General features: G+C 40.0%; 18 protein-coding genes. 4 read left to right on the top strand and 14 right to left on the bottom strand.

What is annotated here, in order from left to right; translation table 11 throughout:
- From AAG807_RS13875 to AAG807_RS13845, 7 genes are all read right to left on the bottom strand, one after another.
- On the bottom strand, positions 1 to 3,081 hold a 3,081-nt coding region (locus tag AAG807_RS13875; protein ID WP_341905057.1), incomplete at its 3' end, for a M43 family zinc metalloprotease.
- 166 nt (positions 3,082 to 3,247) lie between these two features.
- A complete protein-coding gene (locus AAG807_RS13870; RefSeq protein ID WP_341905054.1) occupies positions 3,248 to 3,595 on the bottom strand; it encodes a hypothetical protein in 348 nt (115 codons plus the stop codon).
- Between the two features lie 89 nt (positions 3,596 to 3,684).
- A complete protein-coding gene (ftsY, locus tag AAG807_RS13865) occupies positions 3,685 to 4,641 on the bottom strand; it encodes a signal recognition particle-docking protein FtsY (RefSeq protein ID WP_341905051.1) in 957 nt (318 codons plus the stop codon).
- An 83-nt stretch (positions 4,642 to 4,724) separates the two neighbouring features.
- The gene (locus tag AAG807_RS13860) at positions 4,725 to 4,877 is read right to left on the bottom strand and encodes a DUF4295 domain-containing protein (RefSeq protein ID WP_341905049.1); all 153 of its coding nucleotides are present in this window, start codon (positions 4,875 to 4,877) and stop codon (positions 4,725 to 4,727) included.
- A 75-nt stretch (positions 4,878 to 4,952) separates the two neighbouring features.
- Entirely contained in the window at positions 4,953 to 5,141 is a 189-nt protein-coding gene (gene rpmG / locus AAG807_RS13855; RefSeq protein WP_294860688.1) for a 50S ribosomal protein L33, read from the bottom strand.
- 45 nt (positions 5,142 to 5,186) lie between these two features.
- Positions 5,187 to 5,423, bottom strand: a complete 237-nt coding sequence (gene rpmB / locus AAG807_RS13850) for a 50S ribosomal protein L28 (protein ID WP_341905044.1) — start codon at positions 5,421 to 5,423, stop codon at positions 5,187 to 5,189.
- Positions 5,424 to 5,491: 68 nt separating this feature from the next.
- Positions 5,492 to 6,748, bottom strand: a complete 1,257-nt coding sequence (locus AAG807_RS13845; RefSeq protein ID WP_341905041.1) for a competence/damage-inducible protein A — start codon at positions 6,746 to 6,748, stop codon at positions 5,492 to 5,494.
- A 60-nt stretch (positions 6,749 to 6,808) separates the two neighbouring features.
- On the opposite strand from AAG807_RS13845, the gene AAG807_RS13840 reads away from it, so the two are divergent.
- Complete coding sequence (locus tag AAG807_RS13840; RefSeq protein ID WP_341905039.1) at positions 6,809 to 7,549, top strand: DUF4197 domain-containing protein; 741 nt, start codon at positions 6,809 to 6,811, stop codon at positions 7,547 to 7,549.
- A gap of 71 nt (positions 7,550 to 7,620) precedes the next feature.
- Positions 7,621 to 8,484: a nucleoside phosphorylase gene (locus AAG807_RS13835; RefSeq protein WP_341905035.1), complete on the top strand. Its 864-nt coding sequence runs from the start codon at positions 7,621 to 7,623 to the stop codon at positions 8,482 to 8,484.
- A 3-nt stretch (positions 8,485 to 8,487) separates the two neighbouring features.
- Here AAG807_RS13835 and AAG807_RS13830 read toward each other — a convergent pair whose 3' ends face one another.
- The 6 genes from AAG807_RS13830 to AAG807_RS13805 all read right to left on the bottom strand — a co-directional run bounded on the left by AAG807_RS13830 (position 8,488) and on the right by AAG807_RS13805 (position 18,481).
- Entirely contained in the window at positions 8,488 to 8,880 is a 393-nt protein-coding gene (locus AAG807_RS13830; RefSeq protein ID WP_341905032.1) for a hypothetical protein, read from the bottom strand.
- Positions 8,881 to 9,005: 125 nt separating this feature from the next.
- Entirely contained in the window at positions 9,006 to 11,576 is a 2,571-nt protein-coding gene (locus AAG807_RS13825) for a PKD domain-containing protein (RefSeq protein WP_341905031.1), read from the bottom strand.
- Between the two features lie 2 nt (positions 11,577 to 11,578).
- The gene (locus AAG807_RS13820; protein WP_341905028.1) at positions 11,579 to 12,007 is read right to left on the bottom strand and encodes a hypothetical protein; all 429 of its coding nucleotides are present in this window, start codon (positions 12,005 to 12,007) and stop codon (positions 11,579 to 11,581) included.
- A 286-nt stretch (positions 12,008 to 12,293) separates the two neighbouring features.
- Positions 12,294 to 14,378, bottom strand: coding sequence for a PKD domain-containing protein (locus tag AAG807_RS13815; protein WP_341905025.1), 2,085 nt, complete (start codon positions 14,376 to 14,378; stop codon positions 12,294 to 12,296).
- 2 nt (positions 14,379 to 14,380) lie between these two features.
- Positions 14,381 to 14,815, bottom strand: a complete 435-nt coding sequence (locus tag AAG807_RS13810) for a hypothetical protein (protein ID WP_341905022.1) — start codon at positions 14,813 to 14,815, stop codon at positions 14,381 to 14,383.
- 285 nt (positions 14,816 to 15,100) lie between these two features.
- Positions 15,101 to 18,481: a methylmalonyl-CoA mutase family protein gene (locus tag AAG807_RS13805; RefSeq protein WP_341905020.1), complete on the bottom strand. Its 3,381-nt coding sequence runs from the start codon at positions 18,479 to 18,481 to the stop codon at positions 15,101 to 15,103.
- A gap of 284 nt (positions 18,482 to 18,765) precedes the next feature.
- Between AAG807_RS13805 and AAG807_RS13800 the strand changes: the two genes are divergently transcribed.
- Both AAG807_RS13800 and AAG807_RS13795 read left to right on the top strand, forming a co-directional pair.
- Positions 18,766 to 21,639, top strand: a complete 2,874-nt coding sequence (locus tag AAG807_RS13800; RefSeq protein WP_341905019.1) for a histidine kinase — start codon at positions 18,766 to 18,768, stop codon at positions 21,637 to 21,639.
- A complete protein-coding gene (locus AAG807_RS13795; RefSeq protein WP_341905016.1) occupies positions 21,636 to 22,388 on the top strand; it encodes a LytTR family DNA-binding domain-containing protein in 753 nt (250 codons plus the stop codon). The genes AAG807_RS13800 and AAG807_RS13795 overlap by 4 nt, the downstream gene beginning before the upstream one ends.
- A gap of 7 nt (positions 22,389 to 22,395) precedes the next feature.
- On the opposite strand, the gene AAG807_RS13790 is transcribed toward AAG807_RS13795, so the two are convergent.
- On the bottom strand, positions 22,396 to 22,848 hold the full coding sequence (locus AAG807_RS13790) for a hotdog domain-containing protein (RefSeq protein ID WP_341905013.1): 453 nt from the start codon (positions 22,846 to 22,848) through the stop codon (positions 22,396 to 22,398).
- Between the last annotated feature and the right edge of the window lie 54 nt (positions 22,849 to 22,902).

Below are 22,902 nucleotides of genomic sequence, written 5' to 3'. Positions count from 1 at the left end.
ATCAACATATAGATTGTTTCCGTAACCAGATAAATTTTTGAAGGCAATAATCACATTTGCCTGTCCCACATAAGGTGTCAGGTTTATTGTTTCTGTTCTCCACTGAGCAGTAGTTGGAGTAAATGCCGAAGTAGTTGCAGCTGCAGTTGCCAACGTTGTATTGGACTTGGAGTAAACACTTGTAAAAGTAGAACCACAATTGGTAGAAACCAAGACCTCCAAACCATCAAAGTTAGTTGCATCGTATGGTGCATAAGCAACATCGAAAGTCATTTGAGCAGAAGAAAGACCAGTAAAGATCACCGGTTTTAATCTTACGACATCATCATCCGAATCGTTGTATGCAAAGTTGTTGAACCACATGGCATTTCCAGCCGTAGGAGCAAGTCCTGCAGCTGTTGTTCTAGCCCAAGATGTCGGTGAAGCGTTGTTATTGATCAACGACCATGAAGTTGGAACAAATGTCGTTGCCGTAAACCCTTCATTTAAAGGTAAAGCTGTCGCTGTCGAACTAACAACGGTGATATAAGCCGTTTTCGTTTCTGTATCTGAACCGTTTGCATTGGTTGCAACTAATGTTACCGCATAAGTTCCGGCAGTATTGTAAGTCACCGTAGGATTAGTAGCTGTAGAAGTTCCCGGTGTTCCTCCAGCGAATGTCCATGCGTATGAAGTCGCTAACGTTGACAAATTAGTGAAGGTTACTGTTCCTCCCTGACAAACTGTTGTTGAAGAAGCTGAGAAATCAGCAACCGGTGGACTGACCATTCCCAATCCATTCAATACAAAATTATAGGTTCCTTCATCACAATCATTGGTTGCGAACTGAACATTTCCAGTGAAACTTCCTGCCGAAGCGGGAGAAAACACTACCGTGAAGGTCGTTGTTGAACCAGGTGTCACAGTTGTTGTTCCGAAACCGGTACCTAAAGTGAAACCGGTTCCAGTCACTGTAATCGGATTCGTTAAGGTAAGATTCGTTGTCCCTGTATTTGTCACTGTAAAAGTTGCAGTTGTTGAGCCTCCTACCTGCGTATTTGCATAGTTATAATAACCACCATCCAATACATCGACACTTGCGGAAGTCAAATTAATTTCTCCCGGAGTTGTTCCTTCAAACTTCACATTATCAATGAAGATGTTATTTCCATTCGCGGAAACTCCTCTGAAGCGGAAGCGAATATTATCCGATGTTGCAGTAACATAAGACATTAAATCAATAGTTTCTGTTCTCCAATCGGTAGCTACCGTTGGGAAGTATTCGGATGCCAAAACCGTTGCATTTTGGTATAAGAATGGAGATACATTTCCTGTTTTGCTATAGACGTTTGTCCAGGTAGTACCACAGTCTGTAGAAATTTGGACAATTAATTGATCATTGGAAGTAGCTGTCCTTTTTCTATAAGCCACATCAAATTTCAACGTAGCGGCAGTTGCATTACAAGGCAACAAGAAGACAGGTGTATAAAAATCCTCATTTGTAGTGGAACCATTTCCATAACAAGGAACTTGAGCAATATTATTTACAAAACTTCCTGTAGAAGAGATACCGGAAGCAGGTGACCATTTGTAACAGTCGCCATTTACATTATCGATTCTCCATTTTACATCCGGAGGAAAAGATTGACTTTCAAAATCCTGTGTGTAATTCGGCATAATACCATTGGAAACCACAAAATCAATTCCTGAAGTGTCGTAAACTGCATAAGGATCAGTCACTCCGTTCGGAAGTGTCGAATAAGCTCTAAATGTGTGTGTTCCTAAAGTTGCCGTAAATGCAGGTAAACTTACTGTTGCTGTTGAATTGGGAGTTAGATTCCCTGTCCAGCTAAATGTTACAGCAGTTCCATTGTCAATCTTATAGGCAATTGTTGCAGATGTCAAATTGTTTGAACCCCTGTTTTTCAACTGAACACTAGGTGTTATAGCACCAGCACAGTTATCACCAATCGGAGCAAAGACATCTGTTACTGAAGCATCACTTGGATTTGGAGGAGTACAGGCGTCCGAATTTATTAGTGCAACCCTTAAAGCTGATCCTTCCAATACGGCACGCATCCGTTGTTTCTGATCATTGGTAAAAACACTCATACACAAATCGTCCGTATAATCCATATAGTTTTCAACCATATCATTTCCGGGATCAGGCGCATTAGTACAACTATTAATTGTAGGACAGCCATAATTAGCCGCTGCTGCTTCAGGTGTATCATTACAGTAATCATCTACCGTACATCCACCATCGCCCCAAATGTGGCGTAGCCCAAGCCAGTGACCAATTTCATGTGTTGCCGTGCGACCTTCATTGTAAGGACCAGAAAAACCTGTTACGGAACTTTTACCGATCGAGTTGTAAAGAAAAACCACTCCATCTGTTGCAGCTACAGGTGTACCGCATCCCATTCCTCCTAATGGAGATTGAGGAAACTGTGCATAACCAAGGATTCCCCCACTGATGTTACACAACCAGATATTCATGTATTTGTCCGGAGACCAACCTCTTGTTGCTGTCGGAACACCACCATTATAAGTATAGGTTTTAATCGTCGCATCAATATAAGTCGTGCTGAAAGGAGGTGCTGTAAATCCGGCAGTGGTTCGATTGATTCGATTCACTCCATCTTCTCCAACAGGAAACGCAGATCCATCCGGTCTTCTTTTAGCCAAACAGAATTCGATTTGTGTATCTGCACCCACCGGATTTGTATTCCAACCATTCGAACCGAACATTCTCCTGAAATCCTCGTTAAGCACATCAATCTGAGATTGAATAGCTGCATAACTCACATTACTGGCTGTTCCTACAGCCTCTCCATTATGGATGACATGAACCACAACCGGAATCTGATAGACACCACCGATGATTTTTCCAGCGGCCATATTTGCTGAAATTTCAGATTGAATCCATTGTTCAAATTGTTGGGATGATTCCAATTCCGGGTGATTGGCATGCAAGATTGCATCATTTTCATCTGTGTAGCAGCGAACAACGCCATTTGTTTGACCCAATACTCCATTGGAGAGCAGTGAGAAAAACAGACATGCGAAGAGGGCACGTAGTTTTACTCCGTTAGTTTTCATAAAAGCAGTTTTTCATTTTTGAACAGAGTACCCCAATCGTTAACTTGGAAATAATTGATTTAGAGTACCCAATTCTAGTTTTAGCGAACCAATGTTACTAAAAAAAAACGAAAATCAAAATTGACAAGTTTATATTTTAACATAAACTTATTAACAGCGTTGGAATTTACTCAAACATATCACCCAGTATATTCTCTCCCCCTTTCCCAACAAAAGGTATATACCTCTTTTCTCCCTGAATGGCAGAGATCAGACATATCAACCAGCAGATGAAAATTGCCAATGAAAGAATATTAATGACGATAATCCCTAAAAATGGGATGAAAAAGAATATGGTATCCAGAATACTTACAGCTGCGCCAATCAACATCAGAATGAGCATTTGCCTTAAATGGAAAGCTGTAAACTTTCGCTCTTCTCCTGAAGAAGATGAAACTTGAGTAAGGGCTATTATCCAGCCGATCAAGGTGCAATAACTTACTATTGCGTAGGTTTTATTGAAAGATGACTTCATGAGACTATAGAGTAACACGAATTTACACCTTAAATTACAAACTTAGTTTATGAATTAGCAAATTGTAAATTTAAATGATTCGCTTTCAGTTATTCCCCAAAAATAGATGAAACGAATTCTTCCTTGTGGAAAACCTGAAGATCTTCAATCCCTTCTCCAACACCGATAAATCTGACAGGAATACTCATTTGATCCGAGATACCGATTACAACTCCACCTTTAGCTGTTCCGTCTAATTTAGTAATGATAAGCCCTGTCAATGAGGTTGCCAAAGCAAATTGTTTGGCTTGCTCATAAGCATTCTGACCTGTCGAACCATCCAAAACCAATAAAATTTCGTGAGGTGCATCCGGAATCACTTTTTCCATCACACGCTTGATTTTGGAAAGTTCATTCATCAGATTTACCTTGTTATGTAACCTTCCTGCCGTATCGATAATCACGACATCAGCTCCTTGTGCTTTGGCAGAACTCAATGCATCAAATGCAACCGATGCAGGATCGGCACCCATTCCTTGCTGGACAATCGGAACACCAACCCGCTCCGACCAGATGATCAATTGATCCACCGCGGCAGCACGGAATGTATCGGCAGCTCCGAGAACCACTTTCTTACCGGCCTTTTTGAATTGATTTGCCAATTTTCCAATGGAAGTAGTTTTACCTACTCCATTTACGCCAACTACCATGATTACATGCGGATTACCGTTGTGACTGGGAATGTTATATTCACTCGGTCCGTCGCTCTCATTTTCAGATAGCAGAGCTGCGATTTCTTCCTTAAGCACTTTATTTAGCTCATCCGTTCCCACATATTTATCTCTGGAAACGCGCTCATTGATTCGATCAATAATTTTCAAAGTGGTATTTACACCGACATCCGAACTGATTAAAATCTCTTCCAATTCATCCAGAACCTCATCATCAACGCGAGATTTACCAACAAGTGAGCGGGTTAACTTACCAAAAAAACTTTCCTTCGTTTTTTCAAGTCCTTTATCAAGTGTTTCTTTGTTCTCTTTCGAAAACCAACCAAATAATGCCATAGTTCAAAAATACAAAAAAAACCCCTCCGCTGAGGCGGAGAGGTTTTAAAACAATATCGAGTTTACAACTTAAAGAAATGGGTTTACTTCGTAAACCAGTCTTTTACTTTGTCGTTGTGTACAATCTCTTCTTTAAATGTGAAAGAACCAGATTTTTCAGACTTGATCATCTTGATTACTTTCGTGTGCTCTTTTCCTCCACCTTTTTGTAGGGATGCTACTACTTTCTTAGCCATGACTTATTTTTTTATGTTTTTAATCTGAAGGTATTCCTACCATAGCAGGCTTCAAATCGAAAACTACGTTTTCTCTTACTTAATTTCCTTATGAAGGGTATAACGCTTCAAGACCGGATTGAATTTTTTAATCTCCAAACGATCAGGCGTATTTTTACGATTCTTCATCGTGATATAACGAGATGTTCCCGCCATTCCAGACTCTTTGTGCTCAGTGCACTCTAAAATAACCTGGATTCTATTTCCTTTTGCTTTCTTAGCCATTTTTTAACTCTTTACGATTAATCACTTTCGTGACCGAATCAGGATTTATTTCAAATACCCCTTCTCACGCGCTTCTTTCATACACGCAGAAATACCTTTCTTATTAATAGTTCTCAAAGCAGACGCAGAAATCTTCAATGTAACATACATATCGTCTTCTGGTACGTAGAACTTCTTAGTTAACAAGTTCGGGTAAAACTTGCGTTTAGTTTTGCGGTTTGAGTGAGAAACGTTGTTCCCGACCATTACCGACTTTCCTGTGATTTGACAAACTCGTGACATTGTATTTTATATTTTCCTTATTCTAAAAGCGGGTGCAAAGAAAAACAAATTCCCACAATTAAGCAACATTAATCTTGCTTTTTTTCAATATTTATTCCTAAAATTTCGCAACGCAACAAGTTTAAAGCTGTTAGCACTGTCATTTGCACTGTTCTTTGCCGATCTGTACCGAACAAAAACTTGCGGGAAATTTTCCCTTTCGGACCATCAATTGCGATCCAAACTGTTCCAACCGGCTTCTCATCACTTCCTCCCAAAGGACCTGCAATTCCGGAAACTGAAATGGACCAATCAACACCCAAGGTCTTCTTTCCACCGGCAGCCATTTCAAGTACGACCTCTTCCGATACCGCCCCAAAATCCTCCAAAGTCTGAGAACTCACGTCCGCCAATTTCATTTTCAAGTCGTTGCTATAGGTGATCAGTCCGCCGAGTACATAATTCGAAGAACCCGAAATACTCGTCAAGCTCGCCATAATACTTCCACCTGTACAACTTTCCACCGTCCCGACAGTTTCTCCTTTTTCCAGTAATAATTTACCTATCACTTCCGGCAATGACTCCTCATCTTCACCATACAGGTATGCAGGAATCATACGCTTCAATTCTTCACCATAAAATGCAACACGCGATTGATTTCCGGAACTGGAACTGATTCTCAACTTAACCATCCCTGGAGAAGGTAAATATGCCAAATCCAATCCCTCTTCACGCAATTGGTTTTCCCAATCAGTTAATCTATCAGCCAAAAATGACTCCCCGATTCCCTGGGTCAAATAGGTCTTCTGAATCAGTTTCTTTACAGGATACCGTTCAATCAATCGAGGAATAACATAGGTTTCCACCAGGTATTTCATTTCATAAGGAACTCCGGGCATCGAGACGAAGATAACGCCCTCCTTTTCGAACCACATCCCCGGAGCCGTTCCCTGCTCATTGAACAACACTTCACAAGCTTCGGGAACCATTGCCTGCAGCTTATTCACCTCCAGCATCGGACGGTTCCTTTTGATGAAGAACGATTCCACATGGTTCAGCACATTTTGATCCAATACCAACTTCGTATTGAAATAAGAACACAGAACCTGTTTCGTGATATCGTCCTTTGTCGGTCCCAAGCCTCCGGTAATCAAAACCACCTGACTTCGTTTGCCGGCATCTTCCAAAGCAGTAGTAATTGCTTCCCAGGTATCCGATATCGTTACAACATGAGAAACCTTGATTCCATTACCGGCTAACTGAGCCCCCATCCATGAAGCATTCGTATTAATCGTCTGTCCAATTAAGAGTTCATCTCCGATAGAAATAATTTCAACATTAATCATGGTACTGTTTTTGAACTATGGACAAAATTATTCTTAAGTTTGAACATAAAAAATAATCCCATGAGAAAATTCACTACAATATTGGCTTTAAGTAGTTTTATAATCGTTTTATCCGGATGTGACACGATAAAAGAAGCTGCAAGTACGATCAATAACGGTGGCACGAGTACAACTCCGTCTTTAACGAACACGGAAGTGATTTCAGGTTTGAAGGAAGCATTGACAGTTGGAATTCAGAACTCAGTGAATTTAACCTCTATAACAGATGGTTTCTTGAAAAATGATGCAATCCGTTTACCTTTCCCTCCGGATGCTTTAAAAGTTCGTGAGAAAGCCATGGATTGGGGATTGGGATCACAAGTTGAAAAATTTGAGACAACTTTGAACAGAGCCGCTGAAGAGGCAACAAAAGAAGCTTTACCGATTTTCAAAGATGCAATCCTGAATATGAGTATTTCAGATGGATTCAGTATACTGAATGGTGGAGACGGAGCTGCAACACGCTTTCTAAAGGACAACACTACCTCCAAATTAGTTACAGCATTCTCACCAAAAGTGAAAGAGGCTATTTCAAAAGTAAAACTGACTGAATACTGGAACCCTATCATCACGAAATACAATAATGCAATGAGTCTGACGGGAGGAGCAAAAATCAATCCTGACCTGAACCAATATGTTACTGAAAGAGCCGTTGCCGGTTTATTTCAGATGGTTGAAAAGGAAGAAAACAAAATTCGCAAGGACCCTGCAGCACGTGTAACGGATTTATTATCCAAAGTATTCGGAAGTATCGGGAAATAATTGAAAGGGACTTCGACTCCACACAGTCACCTTATCGATTTTGAATTTTGCAATTTGAATTTTGAATTATTATGAAGTATCCTGCATCAGAATTGGTATTAGATTCAAAGGGACATGTCTATCATTTAGGTATTTCCCCGGATGATCTGGCGCACACCGTTTTATTGGTTGGGGATCAGGATCGCGTTGCTGCAATTTCAGCTTTTTTTGACGAGATCACCCATAAATCAAAGCACCGTGAATTTGTTTGTCACACCGGAACTTATCGCGGAAAACGGATCACAGCGCTCTCAACAGGCATTGGAACAGATAATATCGACATTGTCATCAATGAACTGGACGCACTGGTGAACATCGATTTGAAAAATCGGGAAAACAAGACCATTACGACTTCCCTAAATTTAATTCGTATCGGAACCTGTGGAATTCTTCAAGCGGATATTGATGTTCACAGTTACATCTTATCGAGTCATGCCGTTGGAATTGATAACGTAGCTCATTTCTATCCCATCGAATTCAATGCAGAGGAAAAATCCATCGCAGATTCCCTGGATTCCTTTGTCGGATTTCCAACCGAAATAACCCCTTATTGTTCTGCAGGTTCGGATGCCCTGTTAGAAAAGCTGGACGGTGAAAAAGTGCATAAAGGCATTACAGTAACAAGCTCGGGCTTCTATGCTCCGCAAGGAAGATCACTTAGATTGGGGACGAAAACACCCGAAATCAATGAGAAACTCGAACAATTCTCATTCGGAGAAACCCGCATCGTCAATTTTGAAATGGAAAGTTCCGCCCTTTTCGCTCTGGGAAAAGCAATGGGGCATGAGTGTATCACCATCTGTTTGGGAATTGCAAACAGACCACGAATGGAATTCAGTAAGGGATATGAAAAAGAAATGAATGCGCTGATTCAATACGTCCTGGACAGAGTCTGAACATTATTTAACCGGATTCTTCTCTTGATAATCCTCCGGGCTTAAATTTTCACCACTCTCGTCATCGCGTATCAGCACTTTGAACGTCTTCTCATGCACTGTAATATTCATCTTCACTATCGTAGAGTTCCCTACATGTTGAACAACCTGAAACCAGTAGAATCCATTTCCCTTATTTAGCAAATCCTTACTCAGTTTCAACGAAATCGATTGATTCTTCGCCTCCGCACTCGCCTGAAGGTCTTTTACTATTTTCAGATTCTGAACCAAATCATATGCTTTGTACTCAGGTTTCTTTTGATCCACTTCAGTTTTCGCTTTCTCTTCCTTAGCACCACAAGAAACAGCACTCCCAATCAACAATACACCAACCGCAATTCCAATTAGACTCTTCATCTTTTCATTATTTGATTACAAAATAGGGAATAAATTTCAAATGAAACGGGCTTCAACTGTTATCAAAAACTAAAAAAGGCTTCCGTCAATTGACAGAAGCCTTCCTTGATTATTCAAATTTGTCTTTATTGTTTTACCAACGAATACACTTTGGAGCCATTCTTAACCAGATAAACTCCGGATCGCAATGAAGAAATATCCAAAACCAATGTTCCATCCCCTTGTTTGTAAGAAGTTACATTCAAGCGAACATCCTGTCCCATTGCATTCAGTAACTTGAAGGTACTTAAGGAAACCAGATCTCCTTTCACAGTTACCAAGTCCGTTGCAGGATTCGGGAACAACACCAAATCCCCCACTCCTGCAATGTCAATGTAAACAGACTCCATTTCATGAACCCGCTCCTGACCATTGTAATCCGTTTGTTTCAATCGGTAGTAAGAAACACCGCTCAATGGCAGATTATCCATCATTGAATAGTCCTTCGGTGTTTCAGAATTTCCTGCCCCACTAACAATCCCGATTGCTTCCCAGCCATCAGATCCGCTTAATGATCTTTCAATTGTGAAGTAATCATTGTCTTGTTCTGAGCTTGTTTCCCAGTTCAATCTTACCGAGTTATTATCCAAAGCAATCGCTTCGAAACTAACCAATCCGATTGGAAGTGAAGTTCCACAGTTCACGGTAATACATTGAGGTTGTGTATAAGTACACCCGAAATTATCCGTAACACTGTAAGTGAAACAAGGAGTTCCTTGATTGGTCGGAGTCACGTTTGCGTTTGTAGCATTCACGTTAGAAAGCGTTGGCGCAGCAACCCATCCTTGTGAAACAATGGTCGGTGTAAAGGAAGATGCAGATAATAATGCCGCACTGAAATTGATATCCCAGTTAAAGATATATCCGTTATCGGATGCCAAATTATCAGTTACCGAAATCGTCCAGCTCCCGTTGAGCGGACAACCGATCAAACCGGCAAAACTTTGCATTGGAGCATAGTTTCCTGCAGGCATATAAGAATCGGTATAGGTTGAAGGACCATTACCACTTAAAAAAGTCCCTCCTGTTAGTGCTCCGGTAGCCCAGGATGCACCCCCGGTCGTAAAACAGTAAGTTGCTCCTACTCCCGGTGTGGTCGTTGATGAACTTCCATCTACAGTAGCCGTTGCCCAAGGAGTTCCTAGATTAGCCGACGACGTCCCGGCCGGGTAAGTAATCAAACTGACACTTTGTCCATTCGGACAGATAATCTGCATGGATAAATCACCGGAATAGGAATGCTCCATATTCAAACAAATGTTTGTGATATCTGTCTCAGCAGTAACTGTTGCCGTCGGACTATAACAATTGGTTGTAATTGAAGTGGAATAAGAAGCTCCTGAACCATCCGGTAAGAAAGTAGTTCCTGAAACCGGCGGTGTACAATTGACCGTATAAGGATTCATTGTAACCGTAGCTGCTAAGGCCGAGGTCTGATTCGTACAAAGTGTAGATGGTGTTGCAGAAGTCGTAATGGTTGGTGTCGTAGAAACTTGAATATTTCTGTTGATGGAATTCGTATTTGTACATCCATTTGGATCCGTAATAACCAAGTTCGCTAAGTAACTTCCAACAGCCGGATAAGTGTAATTGATATTTGCACCGCTCACGGTCACACCGTTCCCCATTGTCCAGGAATAGGTTGCTCCTGTTGCAGAAGTACCGAAAGTTCCACTACCAACCAAATTGACACTTTGTCCCTGACAAATACGGATCACACCGTCTCCCATTGGTGCCTCATTTGAACTCACCCAGTTGGAGGTGATTGTCTGACAAGGTATTATACATGAAATTGCTGCAACCCAACCAGAATAAACTATTGAAACATCTGAGGTAAATCGGAAAGTTAAACAACCACTCGCATTACTTGGTGTAGCCTGAACCGTACCCGGACTGGTTGTTCCCGAAAAAGTTCCCAAAGATGGCGCTGCAACCGAGTTCCCATCAAAAATTTCCAAATAATCCACACTTTCCGTTTGGAAAGCACTAAAGACCAATTGCAATTTTGCTCCGGCAGTTGAAGGACAAATGGTGAAAACACGCGTATCTGAATTGGAATAATCAGATAATCCTCCACCATCGTAAAAGTTTCCACTGCATGCAGTTGTACTTCCAGATGTTGGCATTACAATGGATCCCGGAGGCATTACAGCCGGAGCGGTTAAGCACATACTAAATGTTCCTGTTGCAGATCCTCCATAAGCCCAAACTCTTATGTAATAAGTAGTTCCCGCAGTTAACGAGGTTGTGATCATAGACATCAAACCATTGGGTGAACTGTCATCATCACACGAAATCTCAGTTAGTGAGTTACAAGCCGCACCACCATAAATTCCCATACCACTATCCGTAATACCTCCCGTATTCAAATCAATGGTGTAATTCCCTGTCGCAGCTGCGGTAAACACAAACCAAACATCGGGTGCACCCGGACTACCGCATGAAGGAGTCCCTCCATTATTCGCATTCGTCTGATAGGTTGCACCAACTGTTGTTCCACTAATACTATATGAGCATGATGCAGACTCAGTTATTGCAGTTGCCGTACAAGGTGTGTTTCCACCTTGTGACCAACCCATATTACCAAGAACAACCAATCCAACAAAAAGAACCAGTTTAACTCGCAAGGCTCTGAAGTTATTTAATGTATTTCTCATGGCTAGTTTCTTGTGATAGGTTTAATGATCATGATGTAGTTCGTATTATCAATACGCATTACTTGGATCTTATCTGAAAAGAATTCAAGATTGTACACCAATGGATTGAATGTACCCAGATTGAAATTGGCAAAATTCGCCCCTTGAATTGCCGGATTAGCTTTTGCCATCAGCGGAAAAGAAGAAAGCAAAGGATACTTCTCATCTTGCGTTTGAGGAGAGATACTATATTCAATGCGATGTCTCATCACATCTCCCAATGCAGTAACAAGTGTCGGATTATTCAGAACAAAATCATTTCCGTGCACATACGCAACCCGATTTGCAATTTCTTCTGAATTCAATTGTTGGGAGACAGTTTGCCCGAAGGACAGAAAACTCATCTTTACCAACAGGAAGGTGAGAGCTCCCTTTAGTAGTAGTAATTTCATAAGTAAATAGTTCTATAACGAGTTAAATATAAATGAAATAAACTGTAAAGAACTATAACTAAAATGTTAAAATTAAGAACTCATTTTGATCTAATTTTGAACATAAAGAAATAATCGACCAATGTTATAAAACAATCATCAAAAAGCTAATTATAAAAAAAATCAACAACTTTGTTCCTAAAATTAACAGGTAAAATAAATTCAAAATAATTTCCTGATCAATCAATTTTGATCCAAAAAAGGGTTAATCTGCCATCACAGATCAACCTTTTATATGAAGTTATTTCTATTGCTTTATTAAGGAATATACTTTTGAGCCGTTTTTAACCATGTAGACACCAGATCTTAACGAAGAAATGTCCAATACCAAAGTTCCATCCCCTTGTTTATAGGATGTCACATTTAATCGAATATCCTGTCCCATGGAATTCATCAATTTGAAAGTGCTTAAGGAAACCAAATCTCCTTTCACGGTTACCAAGTCCGTTGCCGGATTCGGGAACAACACCAAATCACCCACTCCTGCAATATCAATGTAAACAGATTCCATCTCATGGATGCGTTCCTGACCATTGTAATCCGTTTGTTTCAATCGGTAGTAAGAAACACCGCTCAATGGCAGATGATCCATCATTGAATAGTACTTCGGTGTTTCAGAATTACCTGCTCCGCTGACAATCCCGATTGCTTCCCAACCGTCAGATCCGCTCAATGATCTTTCAACAGTGAAATAATCATTGTCTTGCTCAGAACTTGTTTCCCAGTTCAATCTTACCGAGTTATTATCCAAAGCGGTCGCTTCGAAATTGACCAAGCCAACTGGTAAAGAAGCACCACAGTTCACCGTAATACATTGAGGTTGTGTATAAGTACATCCGAAATTATCCGTGACGCTATAAGTAAAACAAGGAGTCCCTTGATTGGTCGGAGTCACGTTAGCTGTTGTTGCACCCGTATTGGAAAGTGTTGGAGCGGCCACCCAGCCTTGAGAAACAATTGTTGGTGTAAAGGATGCTGCAGATAAAAGAGATGCATTGAAATTGATATCCCAGTTAAAGATATAACCGTTATCGGCTGCAAGGTGATCCGTTACCTGGATGGTCCAATTCCCATTTAGCGGACAACCGATCAAATTGGCAAATGAGTTAACCGGCATATAATTTCCAGGAGTTATGGAATTCCAGGCGGGATTACCTGCTGTCACGGTTCCACCACTTACCAATAACACACTAGCTGATGGAGTAAAACAATAAGTAGCTCCGACTCCCGGTCCTGTTCCTCCATCATCCAAAGCACTACCGAGGTAAGTACCACCTCCTCCGGGATAATCTTTTAAACTGATAGATTGTCCGTTCGGGCAAATCAAACGGATATCCAAATCTCCCATATACGAATGTTCAATATTCAAACATACGTTCGTAATATCTGCTGCTGCAGTTACCGTTGCGGTCGGACTATAACAATTGGTAGTGATTGCAGTCGTGTAAGAAACCCCCGATCCATCGGGTAAAAATGTAGTACCGGAAACCGGTGGTGAACAATTCACATTATAAGGTGTCATCGTGACATTGGCGGCCAAACTAGCCGTCTGATTGGTGCACAATGTTGATGGTGTTGCAGAAGTTGATATAGTGGGCGTGGTGGAAATCTCAATATTTCGATTGATGGAATTGTTATTCACACATCCTGAAGGGTCCGTAATAACTAAGTTAGCCAAGTAGCTTCCTACTGCAGGATAAGTGTAATTGATATTGGCACCGCTCACAGTCACACCGTTCCCCATCGTCCATGCATAAGTGGCTCCTGTTCCGGAAGAGCTAAATGTTCCGCTCCCCTCCAAGTTTACACTTTGACCTTGACAAAGCCGGATAATACCATCCGGTTCCGGAGCCTCATTCGAACTTACCCAGTTAGATGTGATCGTTTGACATGGGACAATGCAACTGATCGTTCCTAACCAACCTGCATAAGTAGATGTAAAAATAAAGTTTCCATCAGAAGTGAATCGGAAGGTTAAGCAACCGGAAGCATTACTCGGTGTGGCTTGTACAATACCCGGACCGGATGTTCCGGAATAGGTACCAAGAGAGGGGGCAGAAGTATTTGCACCGTCATAGATATACAAAAAATCATATCCGTTCTCTGTGACAAATGATGTAAAATTCACCCGGACTTTATTTCCGGCAACACCCGGACAGATGGTATATGTACGGTTCTGTCCATAACCATAATTAGATCCGGAACCTCCGGAATCATAGAATGTTCCATTACAGGTACTCACCGTATTGGTACCTGAAGGCATATTGTAGACCTGTGAGAATGAACTCGCTAAAGTGGATGAAAATCCCAAAATGAGTAGTAGCTTTTTCATGATTAGTGTTTTGTGAGGATAGGGTCAATGACAATAATGTAATCCGTTCCATCCACTCGAATGACTTGTTTTTGGTCACTGAAAAATGGAAGATTGTACGTAATCGGAATAAATGTTTCCGGGTTGAACTGGCTATAGTTAATAGCCACAATCGTTGGATTGTATCGGTTCATTAAAGGAAACGATGAAAGCAAAGGATACTTGTCATTTACTGTCAAAGGTTCGATTTGATACTTCATCCGATTGGTGAAACAATTCTCCAGAGCAATCACCGCTTCGGAATTGTTCGCAACCCACGTATCTCCATAAACCGAGGTTATTGCAGGAAGATAAGATGGGACATTTGCTAATTGTGGAGGAACCATTTGATCCTGAGCGGACGCTTTGGTCCACGCGAAAGCCCAAAATAGGCACGCAAGAGTAGTAAGTAAGTTCATGTTTTAGTGTTTGAAACAAAAGTATGTGAAACTATTGTTCCAAAAAACACCTCAAAATGAGCTAGTTAAATTCTCAACTAACTAACCTTTTAGTAAATTATACATATTCAGCAGACGATTATAAATATTCGTCAGGTTGTACAAAATTTTAAACCTTCACAGATTTATCAAAAAAATGAACCGTTAAATAAATTACTTAAAACTATTAATTAACAATTATTCCAAACAAAAATCCCTTCCTCTAACAGTGCAGAAGAAGGGATTAAATTACTTAAAGTGAATAAATTACATGTTTCGTCTGTATTGTCCACCAACTTCAAATAACGATTTCGTTATCTGACCAAGCGAAGCATATTTACATACTTCCATCAATTGTTCGAACAAATTCTTATTCTGAATAGCCGATCGTTGAAGTTCATTCAACAACTCATCCAATTTATCCTTGTGGCTTGTATGAAGGATCTCCAACATCGTGATCTGATACTGTTTCTCCTCTTCTGACGCACGAATAACCTCTTTGGGTTCAACTGTTGGTGAGCCTTTCGAACTCAGGAAGGTATTCACACCAATGATCGGGAATTCGCCATTGTGTTTCAACGTTTCATAATACAAGGATTCTTCCTGGATTTTGGATCGTTGGTACATTGTTTCCATTGCACCTAAAACTCCTCCACGTTCTGTAATGCGATCGAACTCTGTCAGTACCGCAGCCTCAACCAAATCCGTCAATTCTTCGATAATGAAGGAACCTTGCAATGGATTTTCATTTTTAGCCAACCCTAACTCCCGGTTAATGATCAACTGAATGGCCATTGCTCTGCGAACAGATTCTTCCGTAGGAGTCGTAATTGCTTCATCGTATGCATTGGTATGCAATGAATTACAGTTATCATAGATCGCATACAATGCTTGCAAAGTTGTACGGATATCATTGAAATCAATTTCTTGAGCATGCAATGAGCGCCCGGATGTCTGAATGTGATACTTCAGCATTTGTGCACGCGGATTCGCCCCGTATTTCTTAGCCAATGCCTTTGCCCAGATTCTTCTGGCAACACGACCGATTACGGCATATTCAGGATCAATTCCATTGGAGAAGAAGAACGATAGGTTCGGTCCGAAATCGTTGATATCCATTCCACGACTCAAATAGTATTCTACATATGTGAACCCATTTGCCAATGTGAATGCCAACTGCGTAATCGGATTTGCTCCTGCTTCCGCAATGTGATAACCTGAAATGGAAACAGAATAGAAATTACGTACTTGTTTCTCAATAAAGTACTGCTGAACATCACCCATCAAGCGCAATGCAAACTCAGTGGAGAAAATACAGGTGTTTTGAGCCTGATCTTCTTTCAAAATATCCGCTTGAACCGTTCCACGAACCTGTTTCAGGGTTTCCACTTTGATTTCATTATAAATATCCGCAGGAAGTACCTGGTCACCTGTTACTCCTAACAAGAATAATCCCAGACCGTTATTTCCTTCCGGAAGCGGTCCTTGATAACTTGGTCGCTCTACTCCTTTTGACTTATAAATAGCTGCAATCTTTGCCTCCACTTCTTTCTCCAGGTCGTTTGCCTTGATGTATTTCTCACAATTCTGATCAATCGCAGCATTCATGAAAAAGCCCAATAACATGGGTGCAGGTCCGTTGATCGTCATCGAAACGGAAGTAGCCGGGTGCGACAGATCGAAACCTGAATACAGTTTTTTCGCATCATCCAAACAGCAGATCGACACTCCGGAATTTCCTACTTTACCGTAGATATCCGGTCTCAAATCCGGATCATTTCCGTATAAAGTAACGGAGTCAAATGCCGTAGACAAGCGTTTTGCCGGCATTCCCAAACTCACGTAATGGAAACGACGATTGGTTCTCTCAGGACCTCCTTCACCGGCAAACATACGTGTCGGATCTTCCCCTTCCCTTTTAAAGGGGAACAAACCGGAAGTATATGGGAATTCTCCCGGAACATTTTCTTGCAATGACCAACGTAAAATATCTCCCCAGGATTTATACTTAGGCAAAGCAACTTTCGGGATTTGTGAATGCGACAACGATTCTGTATGCGTCGCCATTCTCAATTCCTTATCTCGCACCTTAAAGATAAATTCAGGAGCTGTATACGTTGCTTTCTTAGCTTCCCAATTTTGGATAATATCCCAATTATGCGGATCCAAATTTCGTTTTTCATTTTCAAGCGCTTCTTGAACGCCCTTCACCAAACGATCCTTGTCATCCATGGAACTCGCCGAGATCGTTTCAATTGATTTTGTCAATCCATACAATCTTTCAGCAACTTCTACCTGTTTGTCAACCCATTTATCAAAACTTCGGTTATTCTCAGATATTTCAGAAAGATAACGGGTTCTATCCGGTGGAATCACAAAGATTTTTTCAGACATTTCCTTGGTGATCTCAAATTTAGAATCCAATGGAGCCTTTGTCTTCTCCTTCACTTTATCCATGATCACTTTATACAAAGTATTCATTCCCGGATCGTTGAACTGGGAAGCGATCGTACCGAAAACCGGCATTGAATCTACTGGTTCCTCCCAAAGATTGTGGTTGCGTTGGTATTGTTTACGCACATCTCTCAATGCGTCCAATGCTCCTCTTTTGTCGAATTTATTCAATGCAATAACATCTGCAAAATCCAACATGTCAATTTTTTCCAACTGTGTTGCAGCTCCGTATTCCGGAGTCATCACGTATAAAGAAACATCCGAGTGATCCAGGATCTCCGTATCGGATTGACCGATTCCGGAAGTCTCCAAAATAATCAAATCATAATTAGCTGCTTTCAAGATTTGGATCGCTTCAGCCACATGTTTGGACAAAGCCAGATTCGATTGACGTGTAGCCAACGAACGCATGTAAACGCGGCTGTTTTTAATGGCATTCATTCGAATTCTGTCTCCCAACAAAGCACCACCTGTCTTGCGTTTCGATGGATCGACAGAAACCACCGCGATTTGCTTATCTGTAAAATCCATCAGGAATCGACGAACCAACTCATCGACCAAAGATGATTTACCGGCACCACCGGTACCTGTAATTCCTAATACAGGAACCTGATTTTTCGCAGCCATCTGGTGCACTTGCTCCATAACCGGAGCAGCCATCTGCGGATAATTCTCCGCAGCAGAAATCAAACGAGCAATCGATGGAACATGCTTTTCTGCCAAATGGTTGATTTCCCCATTCAATACATCCCCAACAGGATAATCGGAACGCTCCACCAAATCATTGATCATTCCTTGAAGTCCAAGTGAACGACCATCATCCGGGTGATACAAACGTGTGATTCCGTAATTTTGTAATTCTTCGATCTCAGAAAGGAGAATCGTTCCTCCTCCTCCACCGAAAATCTTGATATGCGGCGCACCTTTTTCCTTCAATAAATCGTGCATGTATTTGAAGTATTCCGTATGCCCACCTTGATAAGATGTCATCGCAATTGCCTGTGCATCTTCCTGAATTGCCGTATCAACAACCTCTTCCACAGAACGGTCATGTCCCAAATGAATCACCTCACAACCCGTAGATTGAATAATTCGGCGCATGATATTGATTGCCGCATCATGTCCGTCAAACAACGACGCTGCTGTTACAATTCGGATATTATTTTTTGATTTGTAGGGTGCTTGTTGTTCCATCTAATCGCTTTTTGTTTTTTATAACCCTTCAAAGATAATCCAAATTAAAAATTCTCTTGTCCGGATTTGATGGAATACACTAAAAAAAATCATAGAAACGAGCTAAATGGTCATTTCATTCATTAAATGGTCATTTTAAAACCAGAGGATGTAGTCTATTTGTGACATCAAAAGGTGAATCAATTATACCTCTACATAAATACCTTCATTCACTTTCAAAGAACCACTACCTAAATCAAACGCAAGAGACGATAAAAACTATCGTCTCTTTTTAGTAATCTTGTATGGTGAAATTAATCTATCTCATAATTCTATTCTTTCTGCTTGTTCGCCCCGCAAAAGGGCAAGAATTGTATGGAAAATTTCTAGATCAGGAACAAGGATTATTATCCAATGAATGTTATGACATCAATTACGATGAAAAAGGCTATTTGATTGTCGGAACACAATACGGTCCGATGAAATACGACGGGGAAAAGTTCATTCCTATTTGTACCAACCTTCCCATAGAAAGACGAATCATGTATGATTTTGAAAAAGATCCACATGGAAACACCTATCTTCTTAATTCGCAAAATGAACTCTTCAAATTGCAAAATGACAAAGCGATTTGGATCGGACCAAAAAATTTATCCGAATTCAAATCACCGGAACTCCGTTTTGCCAAGTTAAATTGGACTCCTAATGGTATCTACATTTGCACCTTCTCCGATTTTTTAAAATATTCTTTTAAGAGCAAAAAGATTCTGCATTACTATGAATTCGAGTATTCAAAAACCGGTCCATTCAAATTTGTATACAATTCAAAAAAAAGCTTCCCATTTACCAGATATCAAGGAAGCAGATTCGCAAAAAACTCCAATGATATAAACATTGAATTCCCTGAAAGTAAGCAAGCCTTTCATTTCAAAAAAATATTTACTCCCGATTCAAGAGAAAGTCAAATAAAGGTCGGAAACAAAACCTACCTGCTGATTTGCATGAAACTGTTCAAAAAAGAGGACAACCATTTAACCGCTTTAGACTTTAGCCGTGTTTTGTTCTTCGAATGTTTTCATAACCGATTATGGCTTTGCACATTTAATGGTTTGATGGAATTAGATTTGGAAGGCAATCTTATTCATCATCATTTCAAAGGTGAGATCATAGGAGGTGTCGCTCCGTTAAGATCTGGCGGAATTGCGGTTTCATTTAACAGCAAAGGTGTTTTTATCTCTTCAAACATTCATGATCGGATTCACTATAACTTCACCGCCACATCCACTGCCCATATCCTCAAGAAGGATCTTGTTGGAAATATGAACGGAGGAGTCTTCAGATATCAGGATTACATGCTTACCAAGATCGCGCAAAGTGATACGTTAAACACAAAAATAAGAGTGCCCTATCAAGACGGGATCTATAGTATTTCACTTTATAAAAATTCTCTGCTTTTTAACTCATCCAACGGGTTATCCATTTTCACTTCCGATTTTAAAAAAATCAAAACGATTAAACACTTCAGAAACATCTTTTTCGAATCGTTTATAGATCATGATAATATGTACTTTATTTCCAGAGTTTCTCTTACCAAAACCACCTGGAAGAACCTGGTTTCACTTCCCCATCCCTATAAATCACTTAGAATCCCGATAAGTTACATCAAATGTCATATCCGTCTAAACGATTCCACCGTTTTATTCGGAACGAATACCGGACTTTTAAAATACAACCTTAAAACAAATGCTTATTCGAAATTCGGACCATTCAAGAAAGATCTTCAAATAGTTGCAATCCATTTTATGGATAAGAACAACATGCTCGTCTGCACCAGATTTGATGGAATCTATATTATCCGAAAAAACAAAATTATACGGAAGATCAAATCACCATGCATTTCGATTTCCAAAGCTTTGATATTTCATGACCAACTTATTTTGGAGGGAAATGATGGTATTTATATACAGAAATTCAATAACTCATCCGACCTTCCCTGGATCTATTTTTTCAGTGGTGAAACCAAAAACATGTGTATTCTGCGTAACTGCCTATTCATATCCTACAGAAATAATCTGATCATTAAGAAATTAGCAGATTATAAATTACCCTTCAAACCAACTATCCGGTTAAATAAATTCCTGTTAAATAATCTCGGAATAGATTCATTTCCCAAATTAATTCCCCCTAACAAATCCATCTCAATTGATCTGGATATTCTTCAGTTTGATGCAAAAAAAATAGACCTGTATTACAAACTGAAAGGTGAAAATAGTATCAATAAGTTTATTCAAGGAACTAAAATTAATTTTGACGCATTAAAAAGTGGTCATTACCAATTGCAGATTTACCCAATTATTGATGGTAAAATTCAATTTCAAAACTCTAAAAAATTTCAATTTACCGTTGAAAAAACTTTTTGGGAAAGTACCATCTTTTACATTTTAATTGCTGTCATTCTTCTTTCAATCATTGTTTCCATTCTTCTTTTAATGAACCTGAGACGCAAGAAAAGAAGTGAAGAACGCTCCAAACTGGAAAGCAAATTGAATGAATACAAATTACTTGCTGTAAAAGCACAAGTGAATCCGCATTTCCTAAGTAACGGCCTCGCAGCCATTCAAGCATTGATCCTAAAAGGCGATAACGATAACGCTGCGCATTACTTGGCAAAATTCAGTTATCTCATGCGGAAAATTCTTTACTACAGCGAAACTCAGTTCATCTCTGTAAAACAAGAATTACAATTAATCGACGCTTATTTGGAATTGGAACTATTGCGTTTCCGAAACCGTTTCGAAATCCGAAAAGAAATTGATTTATCGGAAAGTCAACTCAATGAGTTTAATTTCCCCTCACTTTTACTTCAACCCATTTTTGAGAATGCCATTTGGCATGGCTTGAAGTTCCAGGAAAACAATCCGCAACTTCTGATCTCATTTAAGATCAATCAAAATCAGGAGCTAGTTGTTCAAATAAGCGACAATGGACCAGGATTCAACTCCTCCAACAAAAATGAAGAACATTTGTCAAAAGGAAATAACCTAATTTCCGAACGAATTGATGCGCTTAATAAGCAATTTCAAAAACAAGTGGCTTCAATGGAAGTTATTAGCTCCGATTCCGGAACAAAGGTGATTTTCATTTTCAGTCCCCAACTCTATAAATCCAATCCGATATGAATGTATATCTAATTGATGATGAGCAAGCCAATAGAGAGGTTCTTCAAATCCTGATTCAAAAATATTATCCGGAAATAAAGATTATCGGCGAATCTGACAATTTGAATACCTTTATTGAAAGCAGGGAGCTGCAACAAAAAACGGACTTGCTTTTTCTAGACATTCTAATGCCCGACAGTACCGGGTTCGATTTACTGAATCAACTGAGCAAACGAACTTTTGAAGTCATTCTAGTAACCGGATTTGAACAATTTGCAATCCAGGCATTTGAGCATTCCGTTATTGATTATGTTCTGAAACCAATTGATAAGGATCGTTTTTCTTCGGCAATAGAAAAGGCAAAGAAACGCATCTCTGAAAAAAGATTAATCGAATCTATTAAAAATCAATTAGATAACCACCATAAAATTGCGGTTATCAAAAACAAAAAAACACATTATATAGCCTGTTCGAGTGTTGCATACATGATTGGGCAATCCGGTGGTTACACTACCATTTTTTGTAAGGATGGCGAATCATATCTTCTATCGCGATCACTCAGTAACCTGGAAACGGATTGTTCCGATGTTTCCTATCTCCTTCGTGTAAGTCAATCAATTATTATAAACCTGCAAGATATTTTAACCTGCGACCAGGGAGGATCGGGTTATATCGGGCTAAAAACAAATGATTTTGAAGTGTTTCTGCCCAGAAGAAAAAAAAGGGATGTATTGCAGCAAGTGGAAGGTTACCTGAAATCAAAAGCTTAAAAGTCCATTATTCGGCAGAAAAACCTTCTTCGGTCGGCAACAAAAGTGCTTTCCCGTATTTTTCAATCCGAAGGGCGTGACGTTTTTTGATGTATTCTGCTATGGGCAAAGATTTCCCCTCTTCATCAATCCGCACAAAAGTCATATTGGTATGCGTCACCAAATCCTGATTCCCTGTATACACATTGTGCTTACGAATTTCCATGTACATTTCAATAGAAGAATTCCCAAAGCGTACCACCTTTCCATACACTTTTAAGATCGCACCCGATTTCACCGCTTTTTTGAATACCAATTCATCTACTTTGATGGTAACCATGTTGGGAGAATCGCAAATTTGGGAAGCAAAGGAACCCGCTGCATCATCAATCAACGACATCAGCTTTCCTCCAAACATATTGTTGTGAATGCCTATATCAAAGTCTTTACAGATATATGTGGTGATCAATTCCATTTCCATTGTGCTCAAAAGTGTTGCAACGCTTATGCAGAAGCTGCTTCAGCGAAGGCACAA

Origin of the sequence: Fluviicola taffensis DSM 16823 (assembly GCF_943372375.1) — a bacterium.
Taxonomy (GTDB): domain Bacteria; phylum Bacteroidota; class Bacteroidia; order Flavobacteriales_D; family Crocinitomicaceae; genus Fluviicola; species Fluviicola taffensis_A.
The sequence above is the reverse complement of the archived record's forward strand: the minus strand, read 5'-3'. Positions and strand labels throughout refer to the sequence as shown.

Bases quoted from the DNA above. Each gene is read 5' to 3' on its own strand.
- AAG807_RS13870 (WP_341905054.1), bottom strand. From the start codon at position 3,595: ATGAAGTCATCTTTCAATAAAACCTACGCAATAGTAAGTTATTGCACC.
- ftsY (WP_341905051.1), bottom strand. From the start codon at position 4,641: ATGGCATTATTTGGTTGGTTTTCGAAAGAGAACAAAGAAACACTTGAT.
- AAG807_RS13860 (WP_341905049.1), bottom strand. From the start codon at position 4,877: ATGGCTAAGAAAGTAGTAGCATCCCTACAAAAAGGTGGAGGAAAAGAG.
- rpmG (WP_294860688.1), bottom strand. From the start codon at position 5,141: ATGGCTAAGAAAGCAAAAGGAAATAGAATCCAGGTTATTTTAGAGTGC.
- rpmB (WP_341905044.1), bottom strand. From the start codon at position 5,423: ATGTCACGAGTTTGTCAAATCACAGGAAAGTCGGTAATGGTCGGGAAC.
- AAG807_RS13845 (WP_341905041.1), bottom strand. From the start codon at position 6,748: ATGATTAATGTTGAAATTATTTCTATCGGAGATGAACTCTTAATTGGA.
- AAG807_RS13840 (WP_341905039.1), top strand. From the start codon at position 6,809: ATGAGAAAATTCACTACAATATTGGCTTTAAGTAGTTTTATAATCGTT.
- AAG807_RS13835 (WP_341905035.1), top strand. From the start codon at position 7,621: ATGAAGTATCCTGCATCAGAATTGGTATTAGATTCAAAGGGACATGTC.
- AAG807_RS13830 (WP_341905032.1), bottom strand. From the start codon at position 8,880: ATGAAGAGTCTAATTGGAATTGCGGTTGGTGTATTGTTGATTGGGAGT.
- AAG807_RS13825 (WP_341905031.1), bottom strand. From the start codon at position 11,576: ATGAGAAATACATTAAATAACTTCAGAGCCTTGCGAGTTAAACTGGTT.
- AAG807_RS13820 (WP_341905028.1), bottom strand. From the start codon at position 12,007: ATGAAATTACTACTACTAAAGGGAGCTCTCACCTTCCTGTTGGTAAAG.
- AAG807_RS13815 (WP_341905025.1), bottom strand. From the start codon at position 14,378: ATGAAAAAGCTACTACTCATTTTGGGATTTTCATCCACTTTAGCGAGT.
- AAG807_RS13810 (WP_341905022.1), bottom strand. From the start codon at position 14,815: ATGAACTTACTTACTACTCTTGCGTGCCTATTTTGGGCTTTCGCGTGG.
- AAG807_RS13805 (WP_341905020.1), bottom strand. From the start codon at position 18,481: ATGGAACAACAAGCACCCTACAAATCAAAAAATAATATCCGAATTGTA.
- AAG807_RS13800 (WP_341905019.1), top strand. From the start codon at position 18,766: ATGGTGAAATTAATCTATCTCATAATTCTATTCTTTCTGCTTGTTCGC.
- AAG807_RS13795 (WP_341905016.1), top strand. From the start codon at position 21,636: ATGAATGTATATCTAATTGATGATGAGCAAGCCAATAGAGAGGTTCTT.
- AAG807_RS13790 (WP_341905013.1), bottom strand. From the start codon at position 22,848: ATGGAAATGGAATTGATCACCACATATATCTGTAAAGACTTTGATATA.